The 12092-nt window shown below is 63.5% G+C and carries 9 protein-coding genes; 7 read left to right on the top strand and 2 right to left on the bottom strand.

Features of this window, described 5'->3' with window-relative positions; translation table 11 throughout:
* Nucleotides 1–3: 3 nt before the first annotated feature.
* Entirely contained in the window at nucleotides 4–2967 is a 2964-nt protein-coding gene (locus tag Q1V51_RS07650; RefSeq protein ID WP_300554916.1) for a peptidoglycan-binding protein, read from the bottom strand.
* A gap of 188 nt (nucleotides 2968–3155) precedes the next feature.
* Nucleotides 3156–4694, bottom strand: a complete 1539-nt coding sequence (locus tag Q1V51_RS07645; protein ID WP_300554914.1) for a hypothetical protein — start codon at nucleotides 4692–4694, stop codon at nucleotides 3156–3158.
* Between the two features lie 133 nt (nucleotides 4695–4827).
* Between Q1V51_RS07645 and Q1V51_RS07640 the strand changes: the two genes are divergently transcribed.
* The 7 genes from Q1V51_RS07640 to Q1V51_RS07610 form a co-directional block, all read left to right on the top strand.
* Nucleotides 4828–5310: a MerR family DNA-binding transcriptional regulator gene (locus tag Q1V51_RS07640; protein ID WP_300554912.1), complete on the top strand. Its 483-nt coding sequence runs from the start codon at nucleotides 4828–4830 to the stop codon at nucleotides 5308–5310.
* Between the two features lie 54 nt (nucleotides 5311–5364).
* A complete protein-coding gene (locus tag Q1V51_RS07635; protein ID WP_300554909.1) occupies nucleotides 5365–7152 on the top strand; it encodes an acyl-CoA dehydrogenase C-terminal domain-containing protein in 1788 nt (595 codons plus the stop codon).
* Between the two features lie 37 nt (nucleotides 7153–7189).
* Entirely contained in the window at nucleotides 7190–8356 is a 1167-nt protein-coding gene (locus Q1V51_RS07630; RefSeq protein WP_300554906.1) for an acyl-CoA dehydrogenase family protein, read from the top strand.
* A 4-nt stretch (nucleotides 8357–8360) separates the two neighbouring features.
* Complete coding sequence (locus Q1V51_RS07625) at nucleotides 8361–8954, top strand: FMN-binding negative transcriptional regulator (RefSeq protein ID WP_300554903.1); 594 nt, start codon at nucleotides 8361–8363, stop codon at nucleotides 8952–8954.
* A gap of 88 nt (nucleotides 8955–9042) precedes the next feature.
* A complete protein-coding gene (locus tag Q1V51_RS07620; protein ID WP_300554900.1) occupies nucleotides 9043–10248 on the top strand; it encodes an acetyl-CoA C-acetyltransferase in 1206 nt (401 codons plus the stop codon).
* Between the two features lie 3 nt (nucleotides 10249–10251).
* Nucleotides 10252–10503, top strand: a complete 252-nt coding sequence (locus Q1V51_RS07615; protein WP_300554897.1) for a hypothetical protein — start codon at nucleotides 10252–10254, stop codon at nucleotides 10501–10503.
* Nucleotides 10503–12092, top strand: a 1590-nt coding sequence (locus Q1V51_RS07610) for a 3-hydroxyacyl-CoA dehydrogenase NAD-binding domain-containing protein (protein ID WP_300554894.1), incomplete at its 3' end; no start/stop codon positions are given. The genes Q1V51_RS07615 and Q1V51_RS07610, both read left to right, overlap by 1 nt.

Below are 12092 nucleotides of genomic sequence, written 5' to 3'. Positions count from 1 at the left end.
CCCCTAGCCCGACACGGCGCGTTCGAGCCGGTCCAGAAGAACCGCATCGACACGCCCGGTTCGGGGAAGACCCTGAGCGGCTTCAAATGCCATGATGGCCTCACGCGTTTGCGCGCCGATCATGCCATCGATCGGGCCTGGTGTGTAACCCAGAACTGAAAGAAATCCCTGAGCGCGCTCAACATCTTCGCTTGCGGCACTGGCAGTGCGGTCCCAGGGCTGGTTCTGATACAGGCCATTGGCCTCGGCATCGATGGGGCGCGGGGCGAAGCCGGCGGCGATGCTGCGCGCCTCGCTGACCGCCTCCGGCGGCAGCTGGGCTTGCAGCAAACGTGCGCGCTCTGCGGCGGTGGGGTCATTCTCATTGGCGGAGATGAGGAACCAGGTATAGGCGTCGGCGAGCGAGAGCGGGACGCCCTGGCCGCTTTCGAACAGCAGGGCCAGATTGAACTGGCTGTCGCGCAGACCCAGCAGGGCCGCTTCCTGGAACCAGCGAGCCGCAGTCTCGAAATCCCTTGCTGTACCCGTGCCATAGTAATGCATCACGGCGAGGTTATGCATGGCGCGGCGATGGCCGGCATTGGCAGCGCGTTCGGTCCAGCGGCGGGCGGCTTCGAGGTCGATCTCGACGCCCTCTCCGCTCTCAAGCAGCTTGGCATACCGGTATTGCGCGGCCGGAACGCCCTGTTCGGCGGAGGCCAGCAGCAGGGCCGCGGCCGATGCGGCATCGCCGCCCTCGAGCATTTGCAGGCCGAGCTGGTAGCGGGCGACGGCATTGCCATCGAGCGCTGCGCTTTCCAGCGTGGTCCGGGATGAGCGCGGTGCCGGAGCGCTGCTGCGGGTCGTCGCCGGAGCCGGCGCCTCGCGGTTCGCCCCGGTGGTGGTGTCTGTGGCCGACGGGACCAGATTGGCACCGGCATCGGCGACCATATTGCGCGGCGCTTGCGCTTGCGCGGTGTCCGCAGCGTCTGTTCTGGTCGGCGCTTCCTCCTGCGCCGCCGCCGGTGTCCCGGCCGGAGCTTGTGCCTCCGGAGACGGGGGCGCGGCGGGCTGCGTCGACGGGGCGGCCGGGTCGGCGAGACCGGCCTCGATCTGGGCCGCGAAATCGCGACCTCCGCTCTCGGCGATGGTGGGCTGCGGATTGCCCTGGATGGCATCCCAGACCAGGATCGCACCGGCACCGGCGAGCATGGTCAGCGCAACCAGCGGGATCGCGATCAGGGTGGCGCGGCTGAACCGGCCGGACCGGTTTTCACGCTCATAGGGAGAGGGCTGGGCCGTGCGGGTGCGTTCACGGGCCGCTGCCAGGAAGTCGCCATCAGCACGGGCATCCTGCAGCGGCGCTGCGGCGGGAGCGACGTGTGCCGGCGCCGGTTGGCGCAGGCGCGGTGCAGCGGCCGGGGCCTGAACCGGAGCCCGCGCTTGAGCGGCCGGGCCGGGAGCCGACAGGAACGGGTCGGTCTTGCCGGCGTCGAACTGGCTGGTCGGCACTTCTGCACTGGGCGGTGGGCCGAGCGGGCGCGAAATTTCCTCGGCGGCGACCTGGGTCGCGCCTTGCGGCTTGCGGCCAGCGGGGCGGTCAGGCGCAGCGCCGCGCTGTTCGATCTTTTCCAGACGGTCGGCGAGGGCGGTCATTGCACGCTGCACCGGGCTCAGGGCCTCTTCGGTATCGGCTTTGACCGCTTCGAGCTTGTCCTGGACGCCGCCCAGAGCCGTCTCGATGCGCTGGACCGTCCGTTCCTCGCTGTCGCGCAGGCGCTGGTCGAGTTCGGCTTCGCGGTCCGGCTGGGTCTTCTCGAAGCGCTCGAGCGCCTCGGTCATCTTCGACGTCGCCGCCGCAACCGCATGGGCCGATTGTTCCTCGGACCGGGAAATCCGCTCCGCCAGTGAGCGGCCCAGACGGGTCACTTCCTCGCCCATGCGGCGCATGTTTTCGCGATTTTCCTGCCGCACGGTGTCGATGCGCGAGTTCAGCGCTTCCTCCGAGCTGCGATCGCGACGCGCGGTCTCGGCGCGCTGCTCGCTTTCGCTCAGGCGTTGGTCAATGGCCTGGGCAAGGCGGGAAATCTCGTCACCGAGCCGGGACAGGTTGTCCGCCTGGCGGCGCTCGGTTTCGTCGATCCGGCCAGCGCTGGCGGTTTGCTGGGATTTGATGTCGCCGATAATGCGGGCGACGTCATCGCTCATGCGGTCGAAGCGGCGTTCCAGCTCGACCGTATCGGAGGAATTGCGGGTTTCCAGGGCGCGCAGGCGCTCATCGAGACGGGCAAAGGCCGTTTCGAGCGTGCGGGTGGTGTCGTTGGTGCCGCGCTCGGAATTCTCCACGCGCTGCGCGAACTCGGCGAGGCCATTGGCCCGGTGTTCCAGGGTCTCGAGCCGCTGGCGCTGATGCTCGGCCTCGGCGCGGGCCTCGTCCTGCTCGTGCAGACGGGCCGCGATATCGTTTTCGTGTTCGTAGAGCCGGCGGGCGAGCTTCATCACCGCGGCCTCTACAGCCTTGGTATTGCCACCGCTTCCGCTTTCCAGCTTGGCTTCCAGGCTACGCAGGCGATCGGCAATGGCCGCCTGCTGGCCGGCCAGGGATTTGGCGGTCTCGTCACGCTCGGCGATCTTGGCGCTCTGCTTTTCCGTTGAACGCATCACCGTGCTGGCGAGCTGATTGATGGTGCGATCGAGGTCGGACAGCGTCTTGGACGAGGCGGTTTCATTGTCCTGGATGCGCTGGGCCAGGCGATTGATCATCGCCCGCAGGAGCCGGTCCTCTTCATCATTGGACGCATCGCCGCCGAAGCCCGGGAAACCTTCCAGCGCATCATCCCAGACCGGCTGGCCGGGATTGCTGTCATCCATGATCACGCGATTGAGCCATTCGCCGAGGGTGACGCCTTCCTTGCGCGCAGCCGTCTTCGCCCGCGCACGTGCGCGGGGGTCGATTCCTTTAACGCTCCAAGGCCCTCCAGCCGACATGCGAATCGCTCGCTCTGCTTATCCGTCCGACGCTATCGGGCGGTTAATTTAGTGTAAACCAAGCGCCCACGCACAAGATGTGGTGTTTCCACACCCAAATTCAGGAAAGCGGCGCCGATGGTCGAAATCCTGAGTCTAGACAGGGCATCGACTCGGTTAATGCGCCGTAAAATCTGTTGATAACTTCGTTAACCGTCTGCGTCCGGCGCGAAGTAATCCGGCGAGATCGCGCGCAAGCGGGTTACCAGGGCCGCGGTGTCCCGCAGCGCCGTGTTGGCGGTCTCGGCATTGAGCGACTGGGCGATGTCGAACAACAGCCAGGCCGTCTCGATATCCCCCCGGCTGGCCGCAAAACGGCCGGCATGCCAGTAGGTCAGGGGAGCATAGGGGTCGAGTTCGGCGGCGCGGGCGAAGGCGTCAAGCGCGTCGAGATCAAAGCTAGGCCCCTTGACCGCAAAGGCCTGTGCCCGGAGCAGGTGGGCCCCCGCGCCGGCCGTGTCGCCACGCTCTGCATACGGGGCCAGAGCTTCGATCAACCCGTCAGCATTGGACAGGCCGCCATTGACGGCAGAGGCCAGGCTTTCAAAGGCCCGGTTACCAAGCCCGGATGCCAGCGTGCTGCTGGTCGCGGCGCAGACTTGCGAGGCCGCTTCTCCCGGCGTGCAGGTGCCAAAGTGATTGGCCGCGTGGATCAGGGTGAGATAGCGCCCGTTGAGATCGCCGGCCTGGGAAAGGGCCTGCGCTCGGTCGAGGAAATCGGCTTCTCCGGGCGCTTCGCTTGCGGTCTGGGCAGCCTCGATACCGGTTTCCAGGATAGCGCTCATGGCCTCCGCGGACGGTGCGTAGGCTGACACCGGTGCGCGCGGCTGGTCTGTCCAGGCGAAACCCCGTTCGACGGGCGTGCTCTCTTGCAGGGTCCAGCGCTCACGGCGGCCGTCCGGGCTGGAGGGGCTGAAGACCAGGAATTCGAAGCTCGCTGGCAAGGTCGACGCGCCGGCCATCGGATCAAGCACGTCCTGATGGATGGGCAGGGTGTGGCGCATCCAGCGGCGAAGCAGATCGCTCTGGACCGCATTGCCATCTTCTGATGGGGTCCAGCTGAACACGGCCGGCCCGTCCGGTGTGCGCGGCGCCTCCATACGTCCACTCTCCAGCTGGCGAGGCTGCAATATGGCCGGGTTGATGCGGATGCCCATGGCGCTTTCGATCCAGAAGCGTTCGAAAACCGCGCCGCCGGGGCCGGCAATCTCGTCCCGCGTCCCGCCCGCCGTGAAGCGGTTGAAGGTATCCATCTGCCGGTGGACATGCGCGGCGATCGGCCGGTTCAGAACGCCATCAGCTGTGAAGCTCAAAATGCGACCGGTGGCGAAGTCATAGACGGTGCTGGTGCCGTCTTCGCGATCATGCACGTAGCGGTCGCCGAGGACGAGGCTTTGGGTTTGCGCACCAAGGCGGGTGCCGCCCAGATCAAATTGTTCGACGCGCCAGCGGGTGACGAGCGCGTCACGTGTGCGGGTTGCGCGGTAAGCGTTATAGGCTTCGGCATCCAGATGCAGTCCGGCCGGACGCGTCAGCGCCGGCTCCGGTTCGGGCTCGGGTTCCGCCTGCGTCGGCAAAGGCTGTGGAGCGAAGATCGAAAATGGATCGGGATCGCTGGTCTGGGCTGCTGCCACAGGGGTGAGCAGGGCCAGGACGGCAATCAGGAATACGCGCAATGAACCGGTCATGGGGCTGAGTTTGCCGCCTTCAGCGGGCTGAGAAAAGAGGGTGAAAACAATTTCACCGGAGAAGAGCTGAACCGGGGCTGAAATGGCATTTTTTACGTTGACGTTCGCGTAAAGATGTGAACACAGTTCACCCATGGTCAAGCCTGTGCCTCCAGACGCTGAATTTTCCATTCGCGAGCTCTCTCAGGAGTTCGATATTACGCCGCGTACGCTCCGTTTCTACGAGCAGAAGGGGATGATCAATCCGACCCGCCGCGGTGCGGCCCGGGTGTATTCCGCGGTCGATCGAGCCCGTATCGAGCTGATCCTGCGTGGCAAGCGCGTCGGCTTTGCGCTCGACGAGATCAAGGAAATGCTCGACCTGCGTTTCATCGATGCCGGCAATCCGACGACTTTGCATGCCGCGCTCGAGCGTTTTGAAAACCGCAAGCGTGTCCTCGAACAGCAACGCGAAGACGTCGAGCGTGCGCTGGCGGAAATCCAGTCCGGGCTCGACTGGCTCAATGCCCGCGTGACCGAAAACGAACCGTCCGAAGATGTTAAACGGCGCGCCCGGGCTTTTGAGGCCCTGGCCGCTGCTCGCCTCGAAGACTGGACCGGCCTGCCGTCCAGCTGACCTCATTAAACGGGGCGGCGTTCGCCGTGCCCGATCTGATTTGGAGACTTGAACATGGCCGCATATCGCGCCCCCGTCCGTGACCAGCAATTCGTCCTGCACGATGTGTTGGACCTCGCCCAGTATTCCAACCTGCCCGGTTTCTCCGACGCCGATCGTGACACGATTGACGCCATCCTCGATGAGAGCGCGAAATTCTGCGAGGGCGTGCTGGCGCCGATCTCCAAAGTAGGTGATGTTGAGGGTTGTACCCGCGACGCCGACGGCAACGTGAAAACCCCGACGGGCTGGAAGGAGGCGTTCCAGCAGATGTCCGAAGCCGGCTGGACGGCGCTGTCCTCCGATCCGGCCTATGGCGGTCAGGGCCTGCCGCACGTGCTCAACCTGGCCGTCAATGAGATGGTCTCCTCCGCCAATATGGCGTTTGGCATGTATCCGGGCCTGACCCTGGGTGCCGCCGCCGCGCTGCACACCGGCGGTTCGGACGAGCAGAAAGAACTCTACCTGCCGAAGATGATTTCCTGCCAGTGGGGCGGGACGATGAACCTGACCGAGCCGCATTGCGGGACCGATCTGGGTCTGCTGCGCACCAAGGCCGTGCCGCAGCCGGACGGGTCTTACAAGATCACCGGCCAGAAGATCTGGATCTCTTCCGGTGAGCACGACATGGCGGAGAATATCGTCCACCTCGTGCTCGCCCGCATCGAGGGCGCGCCGGAAGGCGTGAAGGGTATCTCGCTCTTCGTGGTGCCGAAATTCATCCCCGATGCCGACGGCAATCCGGGTGAGCGCAACTCGCTCAAGTGCGGCGGCCTGGAGCACAAGATGGGCATCCACGGCAATGCAACCTGCGTCATGGACTATGACGACGCCACCGGCTGGCTTGTGGGCGAGGAAAACAAGGGCCTCAAAATCATGTTTATCATGATGAATGAAGCCCGCCTCGGCGTTGGCCTTCAGGGTTATGCCCTGGCGGAAGCCGCCTACCAGCAGTCCGTTGATTTCGCCAAGGATCGCCTCCAGGGTCGTTCCCTGACCGGTCCGAAGAACGCCAATGGCCCGGCTGACCCGATCATTGTGCACCCGGATGTGCGTCGCATGCTGATGGACCAGAAAGCCTTCGTCGAAGGCGCGCGCTGCTTCGCGCTGTGGACCGCACTGCACGGCGACCTGGAAGAGAAGTCCGATGATGCCGCGGCCCGCGAAAAGGGCGGCGATTACATGGCGCTGCTCACCCCGATCGTGAAGTCCTACCTGACCGGCAAGGGCTATGACATGGTCTCCAACGGCCTGCAGGTGCATGGCGGTTCCGGCTTCACCGAGGAGTGGGGTGCGTCCCAGCTGCTGCGCGATGCCCGCATCACCCTGATCTATGAAGGCACCAATGGCGTGCAGGCGCTTGACCTTGTTGGCCGCAAACTGGCCATGAACGGCATGCGTCCGATCACCTCCTTCTTCAACGAGCTCGATGCCTTTGTCGCCGAAGGCGGCGATGAGAGCGTCAAACCTTTCATCGAGGCGGTTGCCGAGACCAAGGGCAAGCTCAAGGAAGGCACCGACTGGCTGATGAATAACGCGCTGGAGAATTTCGACCACGCCGGCGCCGCCAGCCACGACTATCTCAACCTCTTCGGTCTGACCTGCCTGACCTATATGTGGGCTGTCATGGCCAAGACCTCCGCTGCCAAGATCGCCGCGGGCGATAGCGACCCGTTCTACAAAACAAAACTCGCAACGGGTCGTTACTTCCTCGATCGCTGGGTGCCGGAAGCCGACATGCACCTGGCCAAGGTCCAGGCCGGCGCCGACACCATGATGGCGCTCGACGCGGAGGCCTTCTAAGCCAATCTGTATCAACGACCACCTGGGGAGGAAGGTCATGTTTGAAGATCCGCTCAACGTACCGCGACCGGCCTTTTTGGCCCGCGAAGACGTCGTCATTTTCGAGGACAGCGTCCGCGGTTTCATGGAGAAGGAATGCGTTCCCAATGCCGAGCGTTGGGAAGAGCAGGGCATGGTCGATCGCGAGATCTGGACCAAGGCGGGCGAGGCGGGAATTCTCTGCCCGTCCGTGCCGGAGGAATATGGCGGAGCCGGCGGCGACTGGGGGCATGAATACGTCTTCCACACCGCCGGTGCCGAAGTGGGTGCGGCTGGCTGGGGTGTCGGCCTGCACAACTCCATCATCGCGCCCTACGTGGTCCATTACGGCTCGGAAGAGCAGAAGAAATCCATCCTCCCGCGCATGATCTCCGGTGAGCTGATCGGCGCCATCGCCATGTCGGAGCCGGGCACGGGCTCGGACCTGCAAAGCGTCAAGACGACGGCTCTGAAGGACGGTAATGGCTATCGCATCAACGGCCAGAAGACCTTCATCACCAATGGCGGTTCGGCCAATTTCATCATCGTCGTGTGCAAGACCGATCCGGAAAAGGGCTATGACGGGGTCTCGCTCCTGATGGTCGAGACGGACAAGGTGGAAGGTTTCCGCCGCGGCCGCCTGCTGGAAAAAGTCGGCATGAAGGCGCAGGACACGGCCGAGCTCTTCTTTGAAGATGTCTGGGTGCCCGCGGATGCGCTGCTCGGTCCGGAAGAGGGCCAGGGCTTCATCCAGCTGATGCAGCAATTGCCCCAGGAGCGCCTTCAGATCGGCGTCCAGGGCGTCGGTGCCATGAAACGTGCCCTGCACGAGACGATCAAATACACCAAGGAACGCGAGGCTTTCGGCCGCCCTGTGTTCAAGTTCCAGAACACCCAGTTCAAGCTCGCCGAGTGCAAGACCAAGGCGACCCTGGCCGAGGTCTTCGTTCATCACTGTTCGGAGCGCCTGATGAAGGGCGAACTCGACCCGGCCACTGCCTCGATGGCGAAATACTGGGTCTCCGACACTCAAAACGAAGTGATCGACGAGTGCGTGCAGCTGCATGGCGGGTATGGCTATATGAAGGAATACCCGATCGCCAAAATGTGGACCGACAGCCGCGTCCAGCGCATTTACGGCGGCACCAATGAGATCATGAAACTCCTGATCGGACGGACGCTTTAGGGCTATGTATATTCCGCCGCACTTCATGATGCAGGACGAAGCGGAGATGCGATCGCTGATGCGGTCGTATGATTTCGCTCTCGTCCTGGTCCCGGGTGCGCCGGATCTGGCGGCGACGCATATCCCGCTGAAACTGTCGGACGAGCGTCATGTGTTGATCGGCCATGTCGCGCGCAACAATCCGATCGCCGAGCAGATCCAGGCCGGTGTCGAGGCGATGGCGGTGTTTACCGGGCCGCATGCCTATGTCTCGCCGAGCTGGTATTCCGATCCGGCTCGCGAAGTGCCGACCTGGAATTATGTCGCCGTACACGCCTTTGGCCGCTTCATTCCGCTCGAGGGTGAGGAAGCCGAGCGCTCGCTGTCCTCGCAGATCGCTGATTTCGAGGCCGAGTGGCGTATTACCGATATCCCCGAGCGAAAACGGGCCGGGCTTGAAGCCGGCCTGCAGGCCTTCGAGCTGGAGATCCATCGTCTCCAGGGCAAGGCCAAGCTGTCCCAGGACAAGTCCGTGTCCGAGCGATTGAAGCTCGCCGAAGCGCTCAATGAGCGCGGCGAGCACGCCATCGCCTACCATATGGTCGAGGACCGGGAGTGAGTTTGCGTTTTTGAACAAGACCTGCGGCCCAGGCCGCCAACAAGAAAGTCGATAAGGATCTAGACCCGCGAAGCGGAAAGGACTGAACATGACCGAGGCTTATATTTACGACGCCGTGCGGACGCCGCGCGGCAAGAAAAAGGGTGGTGCCCTCAACGAGATCACCGCTCTGCAGCTGGCCACGCAGCAGCTCGAGGCGATCCGCGATCGCAATGAGCTCGACACGGCGATGGTCGATGATGTGATCATGGGTGTGGTGTCGCCGGTTGGCGAGCAGGGCTCGAACATTTCCCGTTCGGCCGTGATGAACGCCAAATATGCCGAAACCACTGCCGGCTACCAACTCAACCGTTTCTGCGCCTCCGGCCTGGAAGCCGTGAACGTGGCTGCGGCCAAGGTCATGTCCGGCGAGGCCGACATGGCTATCGGTGGCGGTGTGGAAGCCATGTCGCGCGTGCCGATGGGTTCTGACGGCGGGGCCATGGGTTCCGACCCGGAGATTTCCTTCGACCACTATATCGTGCCGCAGGGTGTCTCCGCTGACCTGATCGCGACCAAGTATGGTTTCTCCCGCGATGATGTCGACGCCTATGCCATGGAAAGCCAGAAGCGCGCCGCGCGTGCCTGGGCTGAAGGCCGGTTCAAGAACACCGTCGTGCCGGTCAAGGACCAGCTCGGCCTCAACATCCTCGACCATGACGAGCACATGCGTCCGGAAACCGACATGCAGGGCCTCGGCTCGCTGAAGTCGGCGTTCAAGGACCTGTCCGATTTCGTCGGTTTCGAAGCGGTGGCCACCCAGCGCTATCCGGAAGTGGAATATATCAACTGGGTCCACACCGGTGGTAACTCCTCCGGTATCGTCGACGGGTCCGGCATGGTCCTTGTCGGGTCCAAGGAAGCTGGCGAGCGCGCCGGCCTCAAGCCGCGTGCCCGTATCCGCGCCATGGCGTCTGTCGGATCCGAGCCGACCATCATGCTGACCGGCCCGGTTCCGGTGACGGAGAAAGTGCTCAAGAAAGCCGGCATGTCAGCCAAGGACATCGACGTCTGGGAGCTGAACGAAGCCTTCGCGGCCGTGGTTCTGCGCCTGATGCAGGCCTATGACATCGACCACGACATCATGAACGTGAACGGCGGTTCCATCGCCATGGGTCACCCGCTGGGTGCGACCGGTGCGATCATCCTCGGCACGGTGCTCGACGAGCTCGAGCGGTCCGGCAAGGAAACCGCCCTGGCCACGCTTTGCGTCGGCGGCGGCATGGGTACGGCGACGATCATCGAGCGGGTCTAAGCGATGAGCACCGAACCGAAGGACGAGAAACCTGCCGGTGGCCAAACGCTGGCAGCTGGTCTGCCATTGGGCCTGCCGACCGGCATGGTGTTCGGGATGCTGTTTGGGCTGTTGCTCGACAATCTCGCTATCGGCCTTTCACTCGGTGTCGCTTTCGGAATGTCCATGTCGCTGCTCTTTGGAGTCGCGATCATGAAACAAAAGCAAAAACGGGAAGGCCAGGACGACGCGCCTTCCGATGAGGAGAAATCCTGATGAAAAACTTCACATTTGAAATCGACGGCGACGGCATTGCCCTCGTCACTTTCGACAGCCCCGGCAAGTCGATGAATGTCATCTCCGCGGACGTCATGGCTGACTTCGCGGAACTCAGCGAAAAGATCAAAACCGACGATGCGGTCAAGGGCGTGGTCCTGACCTCCGGCAAGTCGGCCTTCTGTGCCGGCGCGGACCTGTCCGAGCTCGGCGGCGGTTCCGGCGAGCTGGAAAAGCTCTCCGAGGACGAGCGCAAGGCGAAACTGTTCGAGCAGTGCTATCGCCTCAACAAGACGCTGCGCGAGCTGGAAACCTGCGGCAAGCCGATCGCGGCTGCGATCAATGGCCTCGCCCTCGGCGGTGGTTTCGAGATCACCATGGCCTGCCACTACCGTGTCATGCCGTCGGATAATCCCAAGGCCAAGGTTGGCCTGCCGGAAGCCATGGTCGGTGTTCTGCCGGGCGGTGGCGGCACCCAGCGCCTGCCGCGCCTCGTCGGCGTCATGAATGCCGCGCCGATCCTCCTGCAGGGCAAGCAGCATGACGGTCCGTCCGCACAGCAGCTGGGCATCGCCCACGCCGTCGTGCCGATGGCCGAGCTGGTCTCCAAGGCGAAGGAACTCGTCAAGGAAGACCCGATGAATGCGACCCAGCCCTGGGATGGCGACAAGTTCAAATTCCCGGGCGGTGGCCCCTACCATCCCGCGGGCGCCCAGGTCTTCGGTGCCGCATCCCCGATGCTGCGCAAGAACACCTATGGCAACTACCCGGCCCAGCGTTACATCCTGTCCTGCGTCTATGAAGGCGCCCAGGTCTCCATCGACCAGGGCCTGCGCATTGAGAGCCGCTATTTCACCAAGCTGCTGATGCGTCCGGAAAGCCGCAACATGATCCGTTCACTCTTCCTCTCCAAGCAGGCGCTGGAGAAGGGCGGCCGTCGTCCGGCCAGCCAGAAGAAAGGCGAGGTCAACAAGATCGCGGTCATCGGTGCCGGCTTCATGGGGGCTGGTATCGCCACGGTTTCCGCCCAGGCGGGTATCGATGTTGTTCTCATCGACGCCAACCAGGAAGGTGCCGACAAGGGCAAGCAGCACGCGGTGGATCACTTCAACAAGGGTGTGAAGCGCGGCAAGCTCTCCCAGGAGAAGGCTGACGCCATCGCTGGCCGGATCGTTGCGACGACCGACTATGCCCTGCTCTCCGACGTCGATCTCGTCATCGAGGCCGTGTTCGAGAATTCCGAGCTGAAGAACAAGATCACCAAGATGGCCGAAGACGTCATCCCGGCGGACGCGGTCTTTGCCTCCAACACCTCCTCGATTCCGATCACCGGTCTGGCCAAGGCGTCGTCGCGTGAAGACCAGTTCATCGGCATCCACTTCTTCTCGCCGGTCGAGAAGATGATGCTGGTCGAGATCATCATGGGCGACAATACCGGTGATTACGCCCTGTCGCGGGCCATCGACTATGTCACCAAGATCAAGAAGACCCCGATCGTGGTGTCCGATACGCGCGGCTTCTACGCCAACCGTTGCGTGATGCGCTTCATCGGCGAAGGCATGAACATGCTGGCCGAAGGCATCAAGCCG

This window comes from Maricaulis sp., assembly GCF_030149235.1.
Lineage (GTDB): Bacteria > Pseudomonadota > Alphaproteobacteria > Caulobacterales > Maricaulaceae > Maricaulis.
The sequence above is the reverse complement of the archived record's forward strand: the minus strand, read 5'-3'. Positions and strand labels throughout refer to the sequence as shown.